Here is a 21,680-nt window from a genome sequence, read left to right as displayed (position 1 = left end):
TGACATGAGGTGTAACAATGTCACGCAGGACGGAGCACAGCACGGAGAGCACGGAGCACCGCATGCACCCCTTCCTCGACCACCCGGGGCCGCTCGCCTTCGCGCACCGGGGCGGCGACCTCGGCCGCCCGGAGAACTCGCTCGCCGCCTTCGGGGCCGCCGTCGCCCTCGGGTACCGGTACCTGGAGACGGACGTGCACGCCACCGCCGACGGCGTGCTGGTGGCGTTCCACGACCACCGGCTCGACCGGGTCACCGACCGCACCGGGGCGCTCGCCGAACTGCCCTGGCGCACCGTCCGGCAGGCCCGGATCGGCGGCACCGAGCCGGTGCCGCTGCTGGAGGACCTGCTCGGCGCGTTCCCCGACGCCCGGTTCAACATCGACGTCAAGGCGGCGCCGGCCGTCGGGCCGCTGGTCGAGGCGGTCCGCCGGACCGGCGCCTGGGACCGGGTCTGCGTCGGCGGCTTCTCCGACACCCGGCTCGCCGCCGTCCGCGCCGCCGCCGGGCCCCGGCTGGCCACCTCGCTCGGCCCGCGCGAGGTCGCCCGGCTGCGGCTGCGCTCACTGGCCGGACCGCTCGCCGGAGCGCTCGCCCGGCGCGGCGGGGCGCCGTGGCCCGGCCTCTGCGCGCAGGTGCCCGAACGGCACCGGGGCGTCCGGGTGGTGGACCGCGCCTTCGTGCGCGCCGCGCACCGCCTCGGCCTCCAGGTCCACGTCTGGACCGTGGACGACGCCGCACGCATCCGCTCGCTGCTCGACCTGGGCGTGGATGGCATCATGGCCGATCGCATCGACGTCCTGCGAGACGTCCTCCGCGAGCGCGGCCGCTGGGTCCCCGGCGGCACGGGCTCCAGCACGGGGATGGGAACAGCATGAGCACCACCGCCGAACGGTCCGGGCACCCGCCGACCGCCACCGACGACGACGGCCGCGCACTGCGCCGGATACAGGTCGGCTGGTACATCAACGACTGGGCCAACGCGGCCTTCTCCGCCACCGTCCTGACGGTGTTCCTCGGGCCCTACCTGACCTCGGTCGCCAAGGAGGCCGCCGACGCCGACGGCGATGTGCACCCCTTCGGCCTGTCGATCCGCGCGGGCTCGTTCTTCCCGTACACGGTCTCCTTCTCGGTGCTGCTCTCGGTCGGCGCGATGCTGCTGGCCGGGACGGTCGCGGACCGCACCGGGCGGCACAAGGAGCTGATGTGCGGCTTCGCGTACCTCGGCGCGACCGCCACCATGGGCATGTTCTTCCTCGGCGGGGACCGCTACCTGCTCGGTGGCGGCCTGCTGGTCGTCGCCAACCTCGCGTACGCGGTGTCGGTCGCGCTCTCCTACGCCTACCTGCCGGGCCTGGCCTCGCCCGACGAGCGCGACGCGGTGTCCTCCAAGGGCTGGGCGTACGGGTACGCGGGCGGCGGGCTGCTGCTGATCGCCAACCTGGTGCTGTTCCAGGGGCACGACGCGTTCGGGCTCTCCTCCGGCACCGCCGTGCGGATCTGCCTGGCGTCGGCGGGGCTGTGGTGGGCGCTGTTCACCATCGTGCCGATGCTCCGGCTGCCGTCCCGGGCCGGGGTGCTGCCCGGGCACACCGCCGAGGCGGTCGAGGACAAGCCCGCCGCCGGCAGCCTGCGGGAGCTCGGCCGCACCCTGCGCGGCATGCGGCGCCACCCGCTCACCCTGCTCTACCTGGCAGCCTTCCTCTGCTACAACGACGGCATCCAGACCGTGGTCTCGCAGGCCTCGCTCTACGGCAGCGAGGAACTGGGGATGGACCAGACCTCGCTGGTCACCGCCGTGCTGCTGGTGCAGGTGGTGGCGATCGGCGGCGCGCTGCTGCTCGGCCGGATCGCCCACCGGTACGGCGCCAAGCGGACCATCCTGGGCTCGCTGGTGGGCTGGGTGGTCACGCTCGCGCTCGGGTACGTCATGCCGGCCCACCAGCCGGCCTGGTTCTACGTCCTGGCGTGCATGATCGGCCTGGTGCTCGGCGGCAGCCAGGCGCTGTCGCGCTCGCTGTTCTCGCACCTGATCCCGGCCGGCAAGGAGGCCGAGTACTTCAGCGTGTACAAGGTCAGCGACCGCGGCACCAGCTGGATGGGGCCGCTGCTCTTCGGCCTCGCCTACCAGGTCACCGGCAGCTACCGCTCGGCGATCATCTCGCTGCTGGTGTTCTTCGTCATCGGCTTCGCCGTGCTGCTGAAGGTCCCGGTGCGGCGGGCGATCGAGGCCGTCGGCAACCCGGTGCCCGAGCGCCTCTGAGAACCCGGTGGCTCAGGCCCCGGTGGCGGGCTTCCAGCCGAGCAACGGGGCGAGCACGGTGGCGATGTCGGTGAGGATCTGCACGTAGTCTTCGTGGCCGAAGGTGAACGGCAGCGCGAACACCACCTCGTCCACCTCCCGGAACCCGGCGTGGGCGTAGAGCTGCTCGGCGATCTCGGCGGAGCCGCCGACGAGGTCGCGGGCGAACATGATCCGCGACGGGCCCTGCGGCGTGGCGGTGCGGGGCGTGCGGTCGCGGGCGTACGCGTGGTAGCGGGCCCGCTGGTCGGCGGTGGCGCTGTCGGTGGGGATCACCACCAGGCCCTGCGAGACCCGGGCCCGGGCACCCAGCGGGTGGTGCGCGCGGAAGGCGGCGATCTGCGAGCGCTGGATCTCGGCGAAGTCCTCCGACTCCTCCGCCCGCACCACGTTGCTGGTGAGCAGGCCGAGCCCCTGCTCACCGGCCCAGCGGGCGGAGCGCAGGCTCCCGCCGCCGTACCAGAGGCGGTCCGCCAGGCCGGGCGAGACCGGCTGCACCCGGTCCGAGTAGACCTCGATGCCCTCGACCCCGCTGAAGTCGGTGGCCGGATCGCCGCGCAGGAAGCCCAGCAGCCGGCCCACCCGCCGGTAGCCGAAGTCCTCGGCGTCGGCGGTGTCCGGGTAGAGCGCGCCGGAGACCTGCTCCCAGTGGCCGGGGCGGCCGACGCTCACGCCCGGGTTGAGCCGCCCGCCGGAGAGCAGGTCGACGGTGGCGAGGTCCTCGGCCAGCCGCAGCGGGTTCTCCCAGCCGACCGGGATGACCGCCGTGCCGAGCTGGATCCGGCTGGTGCGCTGGGTGGCCGCCGCCAGCACGGCGACCGGGGAGGAGATGCCGTGCTGCAGGTGGCGGTGGCGCACCCAGGCGCTGTCGAAGCCGAGTTGCTCGCCGAGCTCGACCAGCCGCAGGGTCGACTCGTGGCCGCGGGCCGGGTCGGCCGGGTCGAACAGCCCGATGGTCAGGAATCCCAGCTTCCGCAGGGGCTGCTCGTGCAACGGCACCGGTGGTCCTCTTTCCTCGGCTCTCCCCGTCCGGCGGGTGAGCGGCCGGGCGGCGTGCCGTCCACCGTCACACAGCGGCCGGGGCCGCTCAAGGGCCGCCGGGGAATCGCCACGGGGCGCAACGTCCGTGTCACGTCCCCGCAGTGTTCCGGCGGCCCCGGGGGGCGTCAGCCCCGGGAGAGCAGCTCCAGGGTGTCGATCACCCGGTTGGAGAAGCCCCACTCGTTGTCGTACCAGGCGACCACCTTGACGTGCCTGCCGTCGACCCGGGTGAGGGCGGCGTCGAAGATCGAGGAGGCGGGCTCGCCGGTGATGTCGCCGGAGACCAGCGGCTCGTCGGCGTAGTCGAGGATGCCCTTGAGCGGGCCGTCGGCGGCGGCGCGGTAGGCGGCGAGCACCTCCTCGCGGGTGACCTCGCGCTCGACCGTGGTGTTCAGCTCGACGATCGAGCCGACCGGGACCGGCACCCGGATGGAGTCGCCCGAGAGCTTGCCGTCCAGGTTCGGCAGGACCAGGCCGATGGCCTTGGCGGCGCCGGTGGTGGTCGGCACGATGTTGACGCCGGCGGCGCGGGCGCGGCGCAGGTCGCGGTGCGGGCCGTCCTGGAGGTTCTGCTCCTGGGTGTAGGCGTGCACGGTGGTCATGAAGCCGTGCTCGATGCCGGCCAGCTCGTCCAGCACGGAGGCCAGCGGGGCCAGCGCGTTGGTGGTGCAGGAGGCGTTGGAGACGATCACGTGCCCGGCCGGGTCGTAGGCGTCGGTGTTCACGCCGTAGGCCAGGGTGACGTCGGCGCCGTCGGACGGGGCGCTCACCAGGACCTTCCGCGCACCCGCGGTGAGGTGGGCGCGGGCGGCCTCGGCGGAGGTGAAGCGGCCGGTGGCCTCCAGCACGATGTCCACGCCGAGTTCGGCCCACGGCAGGTCGGCGGGGTCGCGCTCGGCGAGCACCTTGATCCGGCGGCCGTCGACGACCAGCACGTCACCCTCGACCCGCACCGGGTGGCGGAAGCGGCCGAGCGAGCTGTCGAAACGGAGCAGGTGGGCGAGCGAGTCGATGGAGGCGAGGTCGTTGACGGCGACCACCTCCAGCTCGCTGCCGCGCTCCACCAGGGCGCGCAGGCTGTTGCGGCCGATGCGGCCGAAGCCGTTGATGGCGATGCGGGTCATGAGGGCTCCCTGGGTCGGGCCGGGCGTTCCGGGTGCTCCGGGCGGTCCGTTCGTTTGATGACGGTTCAATCATCGGACGATCGGAACGGGCCGGACAGGGGCCGGATCGACATGGTGCGCAAGGATCCCGCCAGACTCCTCGCCAACGACCGCAAGGATCCCGCCACGGCCTCGGTTCGCCCCCTCAGTCCGCGCCGCGGACGGCCGTCAGCCCTCGGCGCGGGCCGCGAAGGTGTGGCGGTACTCGGTGGGCGAGGTGCCGAGGACGCGCTGGAAGTGCAGCCGCAGGTTCGCCCCGGTGCCGAGTCCGACCCGGTCGGCGATCTGCTCCACCCCCAGGTCGCTGCGCTCCAGCAGCTCGCGCGCCAGGTCGACGCGGGCCCGCAGCACCCACTGCATCGGGGTGTAGCCGGTGTCCTCGACGAACCGGCGGGAGAAGGTGCGCGCCGAGACCCGGGCGTGCCGGGCGAGCCCCTCCAGCGTCAGCGGCTCGGCGAGGTGCGCCAGCGCCCACTCCCGGGTGTCGGCGAACAGGTCGCCGAGCGGCTCGGGCACACTGCGCGGCACGTACTGGGCCTGGCCGCCGCTGCGGTAGGGCGCGGCGACCAGCCGGCGCGCCACGTGGTTGGACAGGCCCACCCCGTGGTCGCGCCGCACCAGGTGCAGGCAGAGGTCGATGCCGGAGGCGGCGCCGGCCGAGGTGAGCACGGCGCCCTCGTCGACGAACAGCACGTTCTCGTCGACCCTGATCCGCGGGTGGCGCTCCGCCAGGGCCTTGGCGTAGTGCCAGTGGGTGGTCGCCCGCTTGCCGTCGAGCAGCCCGGTGGCCGCCAGCGCGAACGCCCCGGTGGAGATCGCGGCCAGCCGGGCGCCGCGCCGGTGCGCGGCCACCAGGGCCTCGACGACGGCCGCCGGGGGCTCGGTGGTGGCCGGGTCGCGGTAGCCGGGCACGAAGACGGTGTCGGCGTGCTCGACCGCCTCCAGGCCCTCGGCGACGTGGTAGGAGAGGCCGTCGCCGCCGGTCACCAGCCCGGGTGCCGGGCCGCAGACCCGGACGGTGTAGGGCATGCTCGGGCGGCTGGAGAACACCTGGGCGGGGATGCCGACGTCCAGCGGCTTCGCCCCCTCCAGGACCAGGACGGCCACGTGGTGCTTCCTTCGGCCCATCGGACCTCCCTCGCTCCCCCGCGGTGCCGGCGGGCGCCGCGGCGCGCCCCGGCCGGTACGACACCGGCCGCAAGCATCCTGCCATCGGCGGACGCCCGCGGCCCGTGCCGGGGTGGCCGGGGCCCGGCGGGGTGCGCCGGGGCGCGTCGGGGCCCGGACGGGCGACGTCCTACGGACCGGCGGGCGCGGCCCGGGCCGGGCGCGGGGCGAGGCCGGTGAGGGCCTCGCTCTTCACCAGCCAGGCCACGCCGAAGGCCAGCACGGAGACCGCCTCGCCCAGGTAGGGCAGGGTCAGCGGCCAGTCCCGGGCCAGGTGGAGCAGCCCGGCCACGGCGACCGTCGCCACCCCGGCCACGATCACCCAGCCGCAGACCAGGTAGACCCAGTCGCGCGCCGGGCGCCGGCCACCGCCGGCCGGGGAGTCCGCGAACAGCCGCAGGCAGAAGTACGCGAGCACGCCGAACAGGCCCGCCGCGCAGGCGAGATGGACCATGCCGACGATCTTCTCGACGCCACTGGGGTCCGCGGTGACGGAGGCCGGCGGCTCGGTGGGGAAGAGCGCGACCCCGATCGCCAGCACCCCGGCGGCCGAGCTCAGCCGGTCCTCCCGGCGGTCGTGGCGGTAGCAGATGAGGAAGACGCCGATGGCGCACAGGCCACCGACGAAGACATTGCGCATGTCGGTGTAGTAGGACGCGCTCATCGAGTCGAGCAGCGCGATCCGGGCGGAGGTGAGGCTGTTGCCGACGGGCAGCACGATCGGCAGCAGGAAGCCGAGCACACCGATCCCGAGGCGCAGCCGGCGCACCGTGCGCACGTCCTGGGCCTGGGGATCGACGGGGGGACGGACATCGGCGGGGGTTCGGGACATGACGAGGCCTCCTTCGACGAGCTGAGGCTGTCGCACCGCGGCCGGGAGCGGCGGTCGCGGCAGGGTGATACCCGCGCCGGGCCGCCCGGCAACCCCCTCCGGCCAGCCGTTCTGACCGTCCGTCACCGAATCGTGACGCGTCGCCGGATCAGCCGGCCGGCCGGAGCAGCTCGTCGATCCGCTGGGCCCGGCGCAGCGGCACGAACCGCACGCCGCCGTCGGCGTTCACCGTGAACCCGTGTACGGCCGGCTCGGGCAGGCTGTTGTACTGGAAGTGGGTCGTCGCGTAGTACGCGCCGGTGTCGAGCAGCGCGACCAGGTCGCCGGGTTCCAGCGGCGGCAGCGGACGGGCCCTGGCGAGCAGGTCGCCGGCGAAGCAGCAGGGGCCGGCGACGTCCTGCGGCAGCGGCGCGCCGTCCTTGGCGGCGCCCGAGGGGTGGTGGGCGGTGATCCGCAGCGGCCAGGAGTCCGGCATGAACACCGTCCGGGTGGCGACCTGGGCGCCGGCGTGGGTGACGGCGATCCGCCGGCCCCCGGAGTCCTTGGTGTACTCGACGTAGGCGGCGGTGAAGCCGTTCTTGGCGAGCAGTGAGCGGCCGAACTCGGTGGCCAGCCGGTACCGGCCGTCGAACAGCTCCGGGGCGTGCGTGCGCAGCCGCTCGACGTAGTCGGCGAAGGTGGGCGCGGTGGTGTCGTCGGCGAAGTTGACGGGCAGTCCGCCGCCGAGGTCGACGCCCACCACCTGGCGGCGGCCGAGTTCGGCGTTGACCCGTTCCGCGAAGGCGACGGCCTGGCCGACGCCCTCGGCCATGAGGTCCAGCGGGCAGCCCTGCGAGCCGACGTGCACATGGATCCAGGTGAGCCAGGGGCGCGCGCGGAACGCCTCCACCAGGCGCCGCGCGTTCCCCTCGTCGGCGAGGGCGATGCCGAACTTGGAGGTCGCGGTGGCGGTGCTCATCGCCCCGATCGCCCCGGCGCCGACCTGCGGGTTGACCCGCACGCCGATCCGGGAGGCGCAGGCCCCGGCCCGCAGCAGGTCGTCCACCCGCTCCAACTCCTGCCAGTTGTCGATGTTGACGGCGGCGCCCAGCTCCAGCGCCCGGACCAGCTCCCGGCGGGTCTTGGCGGGCGAGTCGAAGACGATCCGCCCGGGGTCGAAGCCGGCCGCGAGGGCCTGGGCGAACTCTCCGGGGCTCGCCACCTCGCAACCCATGCCCAGCTCGCGCAGCCGGGCCAGCAGCGGGACCAGGCAGTTCGCCTTCGCCGCGAAGGTGTGCAGCACCTCGACGCCGTCCGGGAAGGCGCGGTGCAGCGCGGTGACGCTCGCGGCCACGCCGTCGAGGTCGACGAAGGCGGCGAGCAGCGCGTCCTCGGGGTCGAGCAGCCGGCGGTGCACGGCCTCGCGCAGCACGAGTTCGCGGCGGGCGGCGGGCTGAAGAGGGGTCATGGTGTCGCGCTCCCGGGCTCGTCGGGCGGTCGGACACCCGGGGCGGGGGACGGTGTCGCCCCGGGTGTGCCTCCAGGCTGCCGGTCGCACGGCGGGCTCGTCTTCGTCCCACGACGCGGATTTCCCGTGCGGGTTCCGCGTCACCCGACCGGACGGCGACGCCGGGTGCCGCCGTTGCCGCCGGGTTCGCGCCCGGCGGCGAACCCGGCGCCGGATCACCGCCGTACGCGGCGGACCGGCCCATAGTTGAACGCGTTCAAAGGTGTGCGCCACGATGGATGCCGACGGCCGACCGGGCCGCCCTGTTCGCCGAGGCGGCGCGGGTGCTGCGGCCGGGTGGATCGCTGGTTCCGGTGGAGCACCTGCGCGACGCCGCCAGCACCGCCCTCTACGGTCCGGCCGCATCGCACTTCCGGCCGCGGGCCACCTGGCTCCGCCACGCCGCCGCCGCGGGTCTGCGTCCGGCGGCCGAACGGCGGATCGCCGGGCTGGTCACCGCGTTCGTCCTCCGGAGCGCCGGGCCGCACGCCGGGCGGTGACCGGGCACCGGGCCGCCCCTTCGCCGCTCATCGCGCGGCGCGCGCCTCCTTCGCCTCCGCCACGGCCTCGCGGACGGCGGGGTGCGGATCGTCGGCGAGCCGGTCCAGCAGTTCGGCGACTCCCGGGGTGGACCAGGGGGCGACCGTCATCACCAACTCCTCCCGGACGTCGGGGTCGGGGTGGCCGGCGAGGCGGGCGAGCCCGTCGAGCGGGCCCCGCCGTCGCCGCAGCACCCGGAACCAGTACAGGGCGTCCCGCACCGCCGCCGGGTCGCCCGGCTCGCCCGCGGCCGCGATCCTGGCGAGCAGCACCCGGGCCGGCGGCGGGGGGCCGTCCAGCGGATGCGGAAGCCGCTCGCGCAGCCGCCGTGCCCCGTACTCGCCGCGAACCCGGCATCCGGAACAGGTGCAGGGGCGGGTGCCGTGCGCGTCCGGCCGGTAGCGCCAGCCCACCACCCGCGGCGCGGCGCGGACCCGGTGCACCTCCCCCGCACGGATCGCCCGCGGTACGAACACCTCCCATCCGCGCGGGTCCTCCAGCGCCGCGATCCGCCGCACCGCCTCCGCCGCCGTGACGGTCCGCTGCCGCTGCCGCCACCGGTCGCCGTAGGGCCCGGCCTGCACCGGCTGCGCGTCGTCCACCCGGACGTGGACGGCCACCCACCCGCCCCTGCCCTCGAACCGGCCCAGCTCGCGCATCCACTGGTGGGTGAGGGTGTACGACGGCAGCACCGGGAAGCAGTACACCCCCCGGGTCCCGTCCTGGCCGTGGCTCACCGCCCGGATCCCGGACCGCCGGATGCGCGCCGCGTTCGCCGTGGACGTCAAGTGCACCAACATCACCATGGTTGCGGATGCTAGTACGGCGACGCTGCGCCGCCCGCCCCGGGTGGATCACTCGCGCTCGGCGGCGGCCAGGGCGAGCAGGCGCAGTTGCAGCTGGGCGAGCAGGCGGGCGTCCGGGTCGTCCAGGTCGATCCCGCACAGCTTCTCGGCCTTCTGCCTGCGGTAGCGGAAGGTGCTGGCGGGCACGCCCAGGGCGGTGGCGGCCCGGGCGCTGTCGCCCGCGTGCTCCAGATAGGCGCGCAGGGTGTCGAGCAGCACCTCCTCCCCCGGTTTCGCCGCGTGCGCCGCCAGCCGGGTCACCGAGCAGTCCTGAGCGGGTGCCGGGTGCTCCCGCAGGGTGTCCAGGACGGACAGCAGGGCGACGGTGTCGGCGAGTTCGCCGACCCGGGCGGCCGGGGGCGTGCGCGGTGAGCGGCCGAGGCGCAGGGCGCGCAGCGCCTGGCCGGCGGTGCGGGCGGACTCCGCCGCCCGGTCGAGGCCGGGCCGGATCTCGCCGACGCCGATCCGCACCGGGCGGCCGAACTCCTCCGTCAGTTCCGCCGCGAGCGCGTCGGCCAGGCGGGAGAGCCGGCCGGCGGCGCGTCGCGGATCGTGCTCCAGGCCGCCGAGCAGCACCCGGGCGCCGTCCCCGGCGGCCACCGCCACCGCCGGGTGGCCGCGCCGGGCGCAGCCGGCGCGCGCCGAGCGGGCCAGCCGCCCGCCGCCGACCGGAGCGGGGACGACGGCGACGGCCGGGGCGGGGACGACGGCGGGGGCGACGGCGACGGCCAGCACCGCGCACGGCTCCCCCGGCGGCAGTCCGGTACGAGCGGCCGACAGGTCCACCGAGCCGCGCCCCGCCAGCAGGGCGCGGACCGCCTCCAGCACCAGTTCGTGCTGCCCGGCGCGGCGGGCCCGGTCGTGCAGCAGGTGCGGCGCCGCGATCCGGGCCGCCACCCGCAGCGCCTCGGCGACGGTCGGCGCCAGCGGGCACCCGGTCGGCGCGACCCACAGCGAGCCGAGCACCTCCTCGCCGGCCCGCACCGCGACGGCCGCGCGTTCGGGGGCGGTGCCGTCGGCCCGGCGGTGCAGCGCGCCCGGGGTGCGGCGCAGCAGTGCGAGGAAGCCGTCCTCGCGCATCGCCGCCCGGCGCTCGGGCGGCACCCGGCGGGCCAGGATGGTGGAGCGGCGGATGTCGTCGACGTCCCGGTTGTTGGAGGAGTAGGCGAGCACCCGGGAGTCCGGGCTCTCGATCGTGACCGCGCCGCCCACCAGCGCGGCGAGCGCCTCGGCCAGTGCCTCCAGGTCGCCGAGCGGCACATTGGCCACCTCGGCCTCCTCGGCCACCGCCAGTCCGGCCCGCAGGGTGCCGATCAGCTGGGCCCAGTCGGCCCAGCTCCGGCGGAACAGCAGCGCCGTGCCGGCCCCGCCCGCCGCGTCCCGCAGCGCCCCGTTCGGCGGACCGGCGCCCTCCTCGCGGAACACCACCGCGGCCGCCCGGTCGCGCCCCGCCGCGCGCACCAGCGCCACCGCGTGCTCCGAGCGCGGGTCGACGCCGACGGCCACCACCAGGGCGCCCTGGTCGGTGCCGGGCTCCGGACGGTCGAACACGTCCAGTCCCGTCACCGGCACGTCCAGGCCCAGGGGCGCGAGGCCCACCTCGACGACGGCCTCCGCGAGTGCCACGACCCCCCGCAACGTCCGTTCGACCATCCGCGCCTCCCCGGGTCCGGCGCCCAGTATGACCGCCGATCCGGCCGGCCGTCAGGACGGGTGCGGGGCGCCGAGGGCCGGGAGCAGGTGCTCCTCCTCGTAGGCGAAGTGCTCCTCCAGGCCGTCGAGCACCCGGTCGAGTTCGGCGCCGACTGCGGCGAGGTCCTCGTCCGGGGCCTGGAGGACCTGCTCCAGGCGGGCGAGCGCCCCTTCGACCACCTTGTGCTCCTCGCGGAGGCGGGTGATGACCGGTGCCAGGTGCGGGAAGTGCTGTTCGAAGGCGGTGAAGGAGCCGTCCTCGCGGGTGTGGTGCAGTTGCAGGCCGTAGCAGAACGTGAGGCAGCGGCGGTGCAGTTGCCGGGCGAGGCCGGCGGTCGGGCGGGGGGCGGCGGCGCCGGCCCGGGCGGCCGCGACGGCGGCCCGGACCTCGGCGAGTTCGACCCTGAGCTCGTCGTGGTGGACGACCAGCTGGCGGCCGATCATCCGGTTGCGCTCGCTGTCGGCGGCGAGGTCCAGCGGGTACAGGGCGACCACCGGGATGACCCGGTCGCTCTTCTCCCGGTAGTCCCGGAAGGCCGGGTTCACCAGGCACTGCCGCTCGTACTGCCGGTCGCGCTCCTCGCCCTCCAGGACGACCGCGCGGGTGGCGAAGGGCTTCACGTGCCCCTCGTCGGTGCCGGTCTCCATGGTGACCTGGGGCGAGGCGAGCAGGTTGTGGTACCACTCGGGGTGCTTCGGGCCGCCGCCGTTGGAGGCGAAGACCAGGTGGCGGCGGCCGTCGAGCAGTCGGACCACCGGTGTGGTGTGCGGTCTGCCCGTACGGCGGCCGGCGGTGGTGAGGAGCACCAGCGGGACGCCTTCGAACATCCCTCCCACCTTGCCGTTGTTCTCCCGGAACTCCTTGATGATCCGTTCGTTCCCGCTCACGAGGGCACTCCAATCGTTTGCTTTGAAAGCAAAGGCAAACTAACCGGGCCGCCGTCGCCCGTCAACTCCCGCTGGTGCCGGGGGTTCAGACGGCGCGCCACGCGCACCGGGAGGACGTCCCGTTCGAGGCGGGTTACCGGACCGCGCGGGCGAGGTCCAGGAAGAGCGCCGCCGACCAGCCGAAGCCGGAGGTCGCGCGCCGCGCCCGGGCGCCGGTCAGCGGGTTCCAGTACTCGTAGAGGCCGCCCCCGTCCCGGACCATGGCGAGCGTCCGTTCGCGCAGCTCGGCGGCGGTGCCGGGGAAGCCGGAGCGTTCCAGGCCCTCGGCGAGCAGGTAGTTGACGTTGAGCCAGACCGGCCCGCGCCACATCGCCTCCGGGTCGAACGCCGGATCGTCGAAGGCCACCGTCGGCACCGGCCGCTCACCCCAGTAGGCGGGCGAGCGCAGGGTCCGTTCCAGGGCGGCGGCGATCCCGGCGGGCAGCCGGCCGGTGAACAGCGGCATCAGGTCGAGCGCGGTGCGCACCGGCACGGGCGCGCCGCCCGCCAGGGTGGTGAAGCGGGTGCCGTCCCAGCGCCGGGCGACCAGCAGCCGGGCGTGGGCGGCGGCGCGCTCGCGCCAGCGGGCGGCCTCGGCGGGGCGGCCGAGGGCGCCGGCGATGTCGGCCAGCCGGTCGGCCTCCAGGACCAGGTAGGAGTTGAGGTCCGGCGGCTCGGCGCGCGGCCCGTAGTCCCAGACCGGGCTGTCGTCCAGGCCGGAGGAGTAGGGGTGCAGGTACTCGGGCAGGCCGTCGCCGTCGGGGTCGGAGGCGGTGAACCACCACCGGTGGGCGCGCACCAGCCGCGGGTAGGCGGCGGCGAGGAAGGGGAGGTCGGGGTCGGTCTCGTGGACCTTCCAGACGGCCCAGGCGGCGAGGGGCGGTTTGGTGACCGGGACCGGCGCGCGTTCGGGGCGCGCGCCGTTGGCGCTGCCGACGTGCTCGGCCAGGCGGGCGTGGTCGGCGCGCGGCAGGTCGGTGGTGTCGGCCAGCACGCCGTGGTCGTGCACCACGTCGGGGAGCCGGCCGTCCGGCAGCTGGTGGTCGAGGAAGAGCAGGATCTGGTCGCGGGCGAGCGCCGGGTCGCCGTGGCGCAGCGCGACGGCGTGGAACAGGGCGTCCCAGTTCCAGACGCCGACGTAGCCGTACTTGGAGGGGACCAGGCCCTCGCGGCCGGCGAACGGCAGCAGGTTGACGGCCAGGGTCCACCAGGCCGTCCGGGCGCGTTCGGCGAGGTCGGGGCGGACGGGCGGCATCCGGGCGAACCAGTCGGCCCAGCGGGCCCCGGCGGCGGCGCGCAGGGCCGGGGCGGACCACGCGGACCGCTCCCCCGGCGGGCCGGCCAGGACGTGGCAGCCGTCCAGGGCGAGGGTCCCTTCGGTGCCGTCGGACCGCCGCCAGGAGGCCCGCGCGCCGTGCCCGGCGAGCACCAGGGTGTCCGGGTCGGCGAACAGCAGCGACACCCCGCCGGCGAAGGCGACCTCGACGGGGGTGGCCGAGACGACGGGCAGCGGGCGCCCGTCGGCGTCGCGCAGCAGCAGGCCGGTGAGTTCGGTGGTCGCGGCGAGCGGGGTCTCGTACTCGGCCCGGGCGATGCGCAGGCCGTCGGCCGGGTCCGCGCCCGCGGTGACCAGCAGCCGGGCGCCGCGTTCGGTGAACGGCCGCTCCACCAGGTCGAGTTCGAATCCGTACGAGGTGGACATCAGCGTCCTCCCAGGCCCGATGAGGCCATGCTGTTGAGGATCTTGCGCTGCCCGACCAGGAAGGCGATCAGCATCGGCACCACGGTCATCGCGGACAGCGCCGCGGTGAGCCCGTAGTCGATGCCGCCGCGCTGGGAGTTGAAGGAGTCGAGCAGCAGCGGGACGGTGAACAGTTCCGAGGTGTTGAGGAACACCAGCGGGAAGAAGTAGCTGTTCCAGCTGGCCAGGAAGACGATGATGCCGAGCGTCCACAGGCCGGGCCGGATGTTGGGCAGCACGATCCGCCAGAAGATCGTCCAGCGGCCGGCGCCGTCGATCCGGGCCGCCTCCTCCAGTTCGACCGGGACGGCCCGGATGAACTGGCGCAGCAGGAACACCGCGAAGGGGTTGGCGACGGCGGGCAGGATCAGCGCCAGGTGGGAGTCGATCAGCTGGAGCTTGGCCAGCATGATGTAGAGCGGCACGATGGTGACCTGGGCCGGGACCATCTGGGTGGCCAGGAAGAGGCCGAACAGCGGGCCCGAGCCGCGGAACGGGATGCGGGCGAAGGCGTAGGCGGCCATCGCGCCGGTGAACAGGGTGGCGGCGACGGTGACCGCCGCGATGTACATGCTGTTCCAGTAGGCCCGGCCGATCGGCACCTCGCGCAGCACGTCGGGGTAGTTGCCGGCGCGCCAGGGCGAGGGCAGCCAGGACAGCGGTTCGTTGATCATCTGGCTGACGCCCTTGAAGGAGGTCAGCACCATCCAGACGAACGGGAACAGCATCAGCAGGCCGCCGAGGACGAGCGCGCCGTGCAGGAGGAGCTGCCGGGGGGCGGTGGTGTGACGGACAGTCATGGCGGCGCCTCAGGACTCGTAGTGGACGAAACGCTTCTGCGCCTGGAACTGGACCGCGGTGACGACCAGGGTGAGCAGCAGCAGGAGCAGCGCGGCGGCGCTGGAGAGGCCGAAGTGGAACTCCCGGAAGCCCTGCTGGTAGACCTTGTAGACGATGGTCTGGGCGCCCTCGTTGTGGTCCGGGTTGACCAGCACGTAGACGAGGTCGAAGGCCTGGAAGGAGCTGATCACCGACACCACCACGGTGAAGAAGACGGTGGGCGACAGCAGCGGCAGGGTGACCGAGCGCAGGGTCTGCCAGGGCCCGGCGCCGTCGATCCGGGCGGCCTCCAGCAGGTTGGCGGGGACGGTGGCGAGGCCGGCCAGGAAGATGACGACGTTGAGCCCCAGCGAGGACCAGACGGTCACCACCGCGACGGCGACCACCACCCAGTCGGGGTCGGCCAGCCAGTCGGGCAGGGTGAGGCCGAACAGGTCGTGGACGGTGCCGTTGAGGATGCCGTCGGCGCCGCCGCCGAGGATCATCTGCCAGATCACCGAGACCGCGACCGAACTGGTCACCACGGGCAGGAAGTAGACCACCCGGTAGGCGGTCCGCCCGCGCACGCCGTGCAGGGCGAGCGCGATCAGCAGCGCGAGGGCGAGGCCGCCGGGCACGGTGAGCAGGCCGATCTTGAGGGTGTTCCACACCGCGCGGCCGAACTCGGGGTCGGTGAGCTGGGTGCGGAAGTTGTCCAGACCGACCCAGGTGGCGTCACCGAGGCCGTCCCAGCGCATGAAGGACAGGACGACGGCGAAGCCGAGCGGGCCGACCAGGAAGACCAGCAGCCCGAGCAGTTGGGGGGCGAGGAAGACCAGGGCCCACCGGCGGTCGCGGCGGCGCCAGAGCGGTTCGCGGCCGCCGCGCGCGGCGGGGGCGGCCGGGGCGGGCCCGGCGGCGGAGTTCTTGCGCCGCCGGGCCGCCTGCGGGGTGACGGCGCTCACCCCTGCTTGCCCGTCATGCCGTCGACCAGCTTCTGCAGCTGGGCCATGCCCTCGTCGAAGCCGCTCTTGCCCTCCCAGATCTTCATCAGCTGGTCGTTGATCGCCTTGGTCAGGCCGGGGACGGCGACCTCGTCGGGGTAGTTGGCGAAGCCCCGGTCGCGCACGTCCAGGAAGGTCTTGGCGTGCGGCGGATAGTTGGCGTCGGTCACCACGTTCTCGGCGCCGCGCACGGACGGGACGCCGCTGCCGGTCTTGAGCCGCAGCTGCTGGCCCTCCTTGCTGACGAACTCGGTCAGGAAGGTGAAGGCCTCCTTGGGGTGCTTGCTGTCCTTGTTGATCGCCAGGTAGGAGGCGGCGACGGCGCCCGGGATGGGCTGCCCGGACTCGGAGGGGAACGGCACGATGTCGTAGCCGGTGCGGTCGCCGCCCTTGTCGATGCCCTCGATCACCCAGCGGCCGCCGGCGTAGAAGCCGGCCTTGTGCTTGACGAACTGGGTGGCCGCGCCGTTGCCCTCGGGCAGCAGGTCGGCGGAGGCGAAGGTCTTGTCCCGGTAGCCGTCGGCGAGGGTCTTGAGGGCCTGGCGGGCCTTCGGGTCGATGGTCGCGACGAACTTCCCGCCGTCCCAGACCTTGCCGCCGAAGCCGTTGACCATGCTGTAGTTGGCGCCGTACCAGTTCCAGAAGATCGAGCCGGTCCTGCCCGCCGCCTTGAGCCTGGCGTTCATCTCCAGGAACTTGGCCATGGTCCACTGTCCGGCCTCGTTGAGCGCGGCCGGGTCCTCGGTGATGCCGGCCTCGGTCAGCGCCTTCCTGTCGAACCAGAGCACCTCGGGGTTGGTGTCGTTGGGGACGCCGTAGGTGACGCCGTCCTTCTTGGCGCCGCCGTAGATGCCCTCGAAGAAGTCGGCCGGCCTGCTGCGGCTGTCCGGTCCCGAGAGCTGGGCGTCCAGCGGGGCGAGCACGCCGTCCGCGACCAGCTTGCCGATGTAGTCGTCGCCGACGTAGAAGACGTCGGGGGCGGTCTTCGAGGTGAGCTGGGTGAGCAGCTTGGGCTGGTAGTCGTCGTAGGAGGCGACCTGCTCCAGCTTGAGGGTGATGTTCGGGTGCTGCTTGGCGAACTCGTCGGTGAAGGCCTTGAAGACCGCCGTGTCCTCGGCCGAGCCCCAGGTCGACCAGCGCAGGGTGACCTTGCCGCCGTCGGCCGAGTCGCCGCCGGCGCCGCCCGCACCGTTGGTGCCGCTGCACGCGGTGACGGTGGCGGCCAGCGCGGTCGCCGCGGCGACCAGGGCTGTCCTTCTGGTGAAAGCGGACATCGGATGCCTCCTGGACTTTCGTGAGGGTGGGTGAGGGTGGGGGGTGGAGCAGGGTGCGGGCGGGTCAGGCGAGGCCGCCGCCGTCGACGACGAGGGCCGAGCCGGTCATGTAGCTGCTGGCGTCGCCGGCCAGGAACAGCACGGCGGCGGCGATCTCCTCCGGCGAGCCGGCCCGGCCCATCGGCCGGTCGGCGGCGTCCTTCTCGAAGGCCGCCCACTCCTCCTGGAGCTGGCGCGCCTCGTCGCGCAGCATCGGCGTCATGGTGTCGCCCGGGTTGACGGAGTTGACCCGGATGCCGGCGGCGGCGTGGTCGATCGCCAGGGCGCGCGTCATGTTGACGACCGCGGCCTTGGACGCGCAGTACGAGAGCGCGTTTCCGCCGCCCTTCAACCCCCAGCCGGAGCCGGTGTTGATGATCGAGCCGCCCTCCGTCATCGCCGGGACGGCGAAGCGGCACATCAGGTAGACGGAGCGGACGTTGACGGCCATCACCCGGTCCCAGTCGTCGGCGGAGATCTCCAGCGCCGTCTGCCGGCGGATGATCCCGGCGTTGTTGAACAGGACGTGCAGGGCGCCGTAGGCCTCGACGGCGGTGGTGACGATCCGTTCGCAGTCGGCCTCGGAGGAGACGTCGGCGCGCACCGCGAGCGCCCGGCCGCCCGCCGCCTCGATCTCGCGGACCACCTCGCCGGCGTCCGCGAGGTCGGCGACGACCACGGCGGCGCCCTCGGCAGCGAACAGCCTGGCGGTGGCCCGGCCGATGCCGGAGGCCCCGCCGGTGACGATGGCGACCTTGTCGCGAAGGGTTGCGCTCTGGTGGTTCATGGGAGTTCCTCACTCGCGGACTGGATGCGGTAGAGCACGGATTCACGGTGTCCGGTGACCACCCGGACGTGGCCGGCCAGCGCGGCGTCGGCCAGCGGGTCACCGCTGTCCACCAGCAGCGGCCGGCCGCCGAGCGCGGCGAGCTTCTGCCGGGTGGCGAGCACGACGATCCCGGCGAGCGCGTCCAGCACCCGGGGGCTGAACTGCTGGTTGCCGCGCCCGATCACGAAGCCCTGCCCGCCGATCACCGACAACACGCCATGCGTCACCTGTGACATGGCAAGGGTGAGCAGCCGCTGCTCCGTGACGTCACGGGCGAGCACGGCGCCGTCCCGCACGACGTCCACGCCCAGCGGCGTCAGCTCCAGGCCGAGCGCCCGCCCGACGGCGAGCGTGGTCGCGCCGGGCCCGAGCGCGTAGGCCGTGCCGGGCGCCATGGACGCCACCACCGCCCGGGCGATGGACTCCGCCGAGCCCGGCGGCGCCGCCGAGGAGCCGGTCTTGCGCCCGCTCAGCCGGACCCGCGCGGCGGGCACCCGCACGGTCCCGTACAGCCGGGCGCCGACGCCGCCCGCCCGGTGGGCCTCCTCGTCGAGGTCGACGACCTCCGCCTCGGTGGTCCGCCCGTCGAAGCCGGCGGCGCCCGCGCCGGCCGCGGCGGGGCTGACCGCGAAGCAGCCCGAGTAGACCTTCACCCCGGCCGGCACTCCGAGCACCGGCGGGCGCGGCCCGGCGTCCAGGACGTCGCGCGCCGTCCCGTCGCCGCCGGCGAACAGCAGCAGGTCCACGTCGCGCAGCGCCGCCACCGCCGCCCGGGTGTCGGCCGCGCCCGTGTTCGGCGCCGCCGGCCGGTGGGCGATCTCGTGGCGCACGCCCGCCGCGAGCGCGCTGTCCTCCCCCATCGGCCCGGCCACCGTGCGGACCAGGACCTCGGGGCGGCGCAGGTGCAGGGCGCGCAGCGCGACGGCGGCGCGGGCCCTGGCCCGGGGGACGGCGCCCAGCGCGAGCGCCCTGGCCTGGACGTCCGGCCCGTCGCTGCCCTTGAGGGCGACGGCGCCGCCGAGGCCCGCGACCGGGTTCACGATCAGGCCGACGATCATCCCGGCCGCTTCGCGCCGTGCTTGCGCAGGTAGGCGCGCCAGCTGGGCGACCACTGGGCCGGGTCGTCCAGCGCCACCGGGTCGGTCCTGTGCACGGACTGCCGGTAGGGCGCGCCCCGGACGAACTCCGGGTCCTTGCGGGCCTCGTCGGCGACGTGGGCGAGGATCGCCGCGTACTCGTCGAGGTCCTCCCGGGAGTAGGACTCGGTCGGCTCCAGGGTGAACGGCTCGGGCACCACGTACGGGTGGTGGCTGGTCCAGTAGTGGACGCCGAAGTCGGCCGCCCGGATGCCGATCTCCTCGGAGTGCACCCCGGTCTCCTCGGCGAGCTCCTGCCAGGAGTAGCGGACCTGCTCGACCCGGCGGCGCCCGGCCCAGGGGACGGAGGCGCCGGGGATGCGGGCGACCTTGGCCAGCAGGTAGTTGTTGTTGAGCACGGCCGTCTCGGCGACCTCGCGCAGGCCCTGCGCGCCGAGCGCCATCACCCAGGCGTAGGCGCGCACCACATTGGGCGTGACGCCGAGGAAGGGGCGGATCTTGCCGACCGAGCGCTCGGGGACGGTGAGCGTGAACGCCTCGCCGGCGCGGTCGACCACCGGCCCGGGCAGGAACGGCATGAGCGCCTCGGAGACTCCGCACGCGCCGGCCGCCGGACCGCCGCAGGCGTGCGGGGTGGAGAAGGTCTTGTGCAGGTTGAAGTGGCACAGGTCGAAGCCGGCGTCCCTGGCCCGGGTGATGCCGAGGATGCCGTTGGCGTTGGCCTGGTCGTAGCAGGCCAGGCCGCCGGCGGCGTGCACCAGGTCGACGAACTCGCGGATCCGCGGGTTGAAGATGCCGGTGTCCTCCGGATTGGTGATCAGCAGGGCGGCGGTGCGCGGGCCGACGGCGGCGCGCAGCGCCTCGATGTCGGGGTTGCCCTCGGCGTCCGGCATCAGGGTGATCACCTCGTACCCGGCGACCTTGGCGCAGGCGGCGTTCGAGGGGTGGGAGAACATCGTGGTGATCACCTGGTCGCGCCGCTCCCCCTCGCCGCGGGCGGCGTGGTAGGCGCGGATCATCGCGATGTTGGCGTAGATCGCCGCCGAGCCGGCGCCGGGCTGCAACGAGACCCGGGCCATCCCGGAGATCTCCTTGAGGATCTGCTCCAGCCGCCAGTAGATCTCCAGCACGCCCTGCACGGTGTCCTCGGGCTGCAAGGGGTGCAGGGCGGCCACCCTGGGGTCGCGGGCGAAGGAGTCGTTGACCTTGGGGCTGTACTTCATGGTGCAGGTGCCCTGGCCGACGTCGATGTTGAGGTCGGCGCCGAGGGTCTCCTGGGAGAGCCGCAGGTAGTGCCGCACCACCTGGTTCTGGGAGAGCTCGGGCAGCGCGGGCGGGGTGCGGCGGGCGACGCCCTCGGGCAGTTCGACCAGGGGCGCGTCCGGGGCGGGCACGCCCATGCCGCGCCGGCCGGGGCGGGACAGCTCGAAGACGATCTCCTCGTCCCAGCGGGCCTGGTGGAAGCGGCGCAGGGCGGGCTTGGGCTCCACCGGCAGGGTGGCGAAGGGTTCGGGTGCGTCGTGGGTGCTCACTCGGTGTCTCCGGGCGTGGAAAGGGCGTCCTGGACGGCCGCCGCGAGGGTGTCGATGTCGGCGATGGAGTGCTGTTCGGTGACGCAGACCAGCACCTCGCGGGGCCCGAGCCGCACCCCGCCGAGGATGCCGCGCCCGCGCAGGGCGGCGAGCAGCGCGTCGGCGTCCGGCACCTCGACGGCGAACTCCCGGAAGTGCACCGCCTCCTGGTGGCGCACCACGGCCCCGGCGGCGGCCAGCGCGCGCATCGCGTAGCGGGTGCGGGCGAGGATCGTCTCGCCGATCTCGCGCATGCCCTGCGGGCCCATCAGCGCGAGGTAGACGCCGGCGGTGATACCCCACAGGGCGGCGGCGGTGCCCACCCACTCCTTGCCCTCCTCGCGCAGCGCGAAGGAGGTGCGGTCGTAGAAGACGTCGCCGAAGCCGTACTCGCCGGGGACGGCGGTCGGGGCGATGCCGAACAGCCGGGACGGGAACTCGGCGACCAGCCGCTCGTCGTCGTGGCTCGCGATGAACCCGGCCTGGCCGCCGCCGTACTGGGGGTGCATGCCGAGCGACTGGATGTCCCCGCAGACCAGGTCGGCGCCCCAGGAGGCGGGCGGGGCGAGCACGCCGAGCGTGATCGGGTCGGTGCCGACCACCATCAGGGCGCCCACCGCGTGGGCCAGGTCGGCGAGTTCACGGCCGCGGGTCTCGATGACGCCGTGCACGGTGGGCGTCTCCAGGTAGAGGGCGGCGTAGCTGTCGTCGAGGCGGACGTCGCCCATCCCGCCGGACTCCGCGACCGGGGCGAGCAGCACCTCGACGTCCGGGGCGAGGTAGTCGCGGATCTTGGCCAGCTTGTCGGCGGCGAGCGCCCCGCTGACCATCACCCGGGACCGGCCGGTGCGGCGGGCGGCCATCCGCAGCGCCGTTCCGGCGGCCTGGTAGCCGTCGTAGACGGGGACGTTGACGACGTCCATCTCCAGCAGTTCGGCCATCATCGAGACGTACTCGAAGAGCGCCTGGAAGCGGCCGTGGTCCTCGTAGGGCTCGCCGGCGTAGGCGGTGAGGAACTCGCCGCGGCCGTTGACCTCGTCGCAGACGGCCGGGACGTGGTGCGGGTAGCAGCCGTGCCCGAGGAAGCCGAGCAGCGCGGCCGGGTCGGTGTTGCGCGCCAGCAGGCCGCGGACGTGCCGGGCCAGGCCCAGCTCGTCGGGGAACGGCGCGGGAAGGTCGAGCGGGCGGTCCAGGCGCAGCTCGGCGGGGATGTCGCGGTAGAACTCCGCGACGTCGGGGGCGCCGATCTCGGCGAGCATCGCCGCCCGGGTCTCGGGTCCCGCGTTGGGGATGTAGGGGTGGGCCACGGAC

At 74.4% G+C, this 21,680-nt stretch carries 19 protein-coding genes; 3 read left to right on the top strand and 16 right to left on the bottom strand.

The window, feature by feature from the left end; genetic code table 11:
* Positions 1-17: 17 nt before the first annotated feature.
* Both ACFZBX_RS10115 and ACFZBX_RS10110 read left to right on the top strand, forming a co-directional pair.
* On the top strand, positions 18-878 hold the full coding sequence (locus tag ACFZBX_RS10115) for a glycerophosphodiester phosphodiesterase (RefSeq protein WP_391532752.1): 861 nt from the start codon (positions 18-20) through the stop codon (positions 876-878).
* Positions 875-2,263, top strand: a complete 1,389-nt coding sequence (locus ACFZBX_RS10110; protein ID WP_391532751.1) for an MFS transporter — start codon at positions 875-877, stop codon at positions 2,261-2,263. The genes ACFZBX_RS10115 and ACFZBX_RS10110 overlap by 4 nt, the downstream gene beginning before the upstream one ends.
* A gap of 12 nt (positions 2,264-2,275) precedes the next feature.
* Here ACFZBX_RS10110 and ACFZBX_RS10105 read toward each other — a convergent pair whose 3' ends face one another.
* The 5 genes from ACFZBX_RS10105 to ACFZBX_RS10085 all read right to left on the bottom strand — a co-directional run bounded on the left by ACFZBX_RS10105 (position 2,276) and on the right by ACFZBX_RS10085 (position 7,952).
* On the bottom strand, positions 2,276-3,301 hold the full coding sequence (locus ACFZBX_RS10105) for an LLM class flavin-dependent oxidoreductase (RefSeq protein ID WP_391532750.1): 1,026 nt from the start codon (positions 3,299-3,301) through the stop codon (positions 2,276-2,278).
* A 167-nt stretch (positions 3,302-3,468) separates the two neighbouring features.
* Positions 3,469-4,467 (bottom strand): type I glyceraldehyde-3-phosphate dehydrogenase, encoded by a 999-nt coding sequence (gene gap, locus ACFZBX_RS10100; protein ID WP_391532749.1) that lies wholly within the window; start codon positions 4,465-4,467, stop codon positions 3,469-3,471.
* A gap of 207 nt (positions 4,468-4,674) precedes the next feature.
* Positions 4,675-5,634, bottom strand: a complete 960-nt coding sequence (locus ACFZBX_RS10095) for a GlxA family transcriptional regulator (RefSeq protein ID WP_391532748.1) — start codon at positions 5,632-5,634, stop codon at positions 4,675-4,677.
* A 169-nt stretch (positions 5,635-5,803) separates the two neighbouring features.
* Positions 5,804-6,505: a DUF998 domain-containing protein gene (locus tag ACFZBX_RS10090; protein ID WP_391532747.1), complete on the bottom strand. Its 702-nt coding sequence runs from the start codon at positions 6,503-6,505 to the stop codon at positions 5,804-5,806.
* Between the two features lie 148 nt (positions 6,506-6,653).
* Entirely contained in the window at positions 6,654-7,952 is a 1,299-nt protein-coding gene (locus tag ACFZBX_RS10085) for a diaminopimelate decarboxylase (RefSeq protein ID WP_391532746.1), read from the bottom strand.
* Between the two features lie 278 nt (positions 7,953-8,230).
* Here ACFZBX_RS10085 and ACFZBX_RS10080 point away from each other — a divergent pair, with 278 nt between their 5' ends.
* Entirely contained in the window at positions 8,231-8,491 is a 261-nt protein-coding gene (locus tag ACFZBX_RS10080) for a hypothetical protein (RefSeq protein ID WP_391532744.1), read from the top strand.
* A gap of 27 nt (positions 8,492-8,518) precedes the next feature.
* Here ACFZBX_RS10080 and ACFZBX_RS10075 read toward each other — a convergent pair whose 3' ends face one another.
* From ACFZBX_RS10075 to gcvPA, 11 genes are all read right to left on the bottom strand, one after another.
* Positions 8,519-9,337 carry a HEAT repeat domain-containing protein gene (locus ACFZBX_RS10075; protein ID WP_391532743.1) on the bottom strand — a complete coding sequence of 273 codons (819 nt, stop codon included), beginning with the start codon at positions 9,335-9,337 and terminating at the stop codon, positions 8,519-8,521.
* Positions 9,338-9,385: 48 nt separating this feature from the next.
* Positions 9,386-11,002 (bottom strand): PucR family transcriptional regulator, encoded by a 1,617-nt coding sequence (locus tag ACFZBX_RS10070; RefSeq protein ID WP_391532741.1) that lies wholly within the window; start codon positions 11,000-11,002, stop codon positions 9,386-9,388.
* Positions 11,003-11,080: 78 nt separating this feature from the next.
* A complete protein-coding gene (locus ACFZBX_RS10065; protein WP_391532740.1) occupies positions 11,081-11,956 on the bottom strand; it encodes a nitroreductase/quinone reductase family protein in 876 nt (291 codons plus the stop codon).
* 133 nt (positions 11,957-12,089) lie between these two features.
* Complete coding sequence (locus tag ACFZBX_RS10060) at positions 12,090-13,697, bottom strand: amylo-alpha-1,6-glucosidase (protein ID WP_391532738.1); 1,608 nt, start codon at positions 13,695-13,697, stop codon at positions 12,090-12,092.
* On the bottom strand, positions 13,697-14,536 hold the full coding sequence (locus ACFZBX_RS10055) for a carbohydrate ABC transporter permease (protein WP_391532737.1): 840 nt from the start codon (positions 14,534-14,536) through the stop codon (positions 13,697-13,699). The genes ACFZBX_RS10060 and ACFZBX_RS10055 overlap by 1 nt, the downstream gene beginning before the upstream one ends.
* A 9-nt stretch (positions 14,537-14,545) precedes the next feature.
* Complete coding sequence (locus ACFZBX_RS10050) at positions 14,546-15,520, bottom strand: carbohydrate ABC transporter permease (protein ID WP_391532736.1); 975 nt, start codon at positions 15,518-15,520, stop codon at positions 14,546-14,548.
* Complete coding sequence (locus ACFZBX_RS10045) at positions 15,517-16,833, bottom strand: ABC transporter substrate-binding protein (RefSeq protein WP_391532734.1); 1,317 nt, start codon at positions 16,831-16,833, stop codon at positions 15,517-15,519. The genes ACFZBX_RS10050 and ACFZBX_RS10045 overlap by 4 nt, the downstream gene beginning before the upstream one ends.
* A 64-nt stretch (positions 16,834-16,897) precedes the next feature.
* Positions 16,898-17,659 carry an SDR family NAD(P)-dependent oxidoreductase gene (locus tag ACFZBX_RS10040; RefSeq protein ID WP_391532733.1) on the bottom strand — a complete coding sequence of 254 codons (762 nt, stop codon included), beginning with the start codon at positions 17,657-17,659 and terminating at the stop codon, positions 16,898-16,900.
* Positions 17,656-18,759 (bottom strand): ATP-NAD kinase family protein, encoded by a 1,104-nt coding sequence (locus tag ACFZBX_RS10035; RefSeq protein WP_391532732.1) that lies wholly within the window; start codon positions 18,757-18,759, stop codon positions 17,656-17,658. The genes ACFZBX_RS10040 and ACFZBX_RS10035 overlap by 4 nt, the downstream gene beginning before the upstream one ends.
* Positions 18,756-20,330 carry an aminomethyl-transferring glycine dehydrogenase subunit GcvPB gene (gene gcvPB / locus ACFZBX_RS10030; RefSeq protein WP_391532731.1) on the bottom strand — a complete coding sequence of 525 codons (1,575 nt, stop codon included), beginning with the start codon at positions 20,328-20,330 and terminating at the stop codon, positions 18,756-18,758. Before gcvPB ends, ACFZBX_RS10035 begins: the two co-directional genes overlap by 4 nt.
* Entirely contained in the window at positions 20,327-21,676 is a 1,350-nt protein-coding gene (gene gcvPA / locus ACFZBX_RS10025; protein WP_391532730.1) for an aminomethyl-transferring glycine dehydrogenase subunit GcvPA, read from the bottom strand. The genes gcvPB and gcvPA overlap by 4 nt, the downstream gene beginning before the upstream one ends.
* Between the last annotated feature and the right edge of the window lie 4 nt (positions 21,677-21,680).

It is taken from the genome of Kitasatospora sp. NPDC008115 (assembly GCF_042957205.1).
Lineage (GTDB): Bacteria > Actinomycetota > Actinomycetes > Streptomycetales > Streptomycetaceae > Kitasatospora.
Note: the sequence above shows the minus strand (reverse complement) of the source record. Positions and strands in the feature narration are given on the sequence as shown.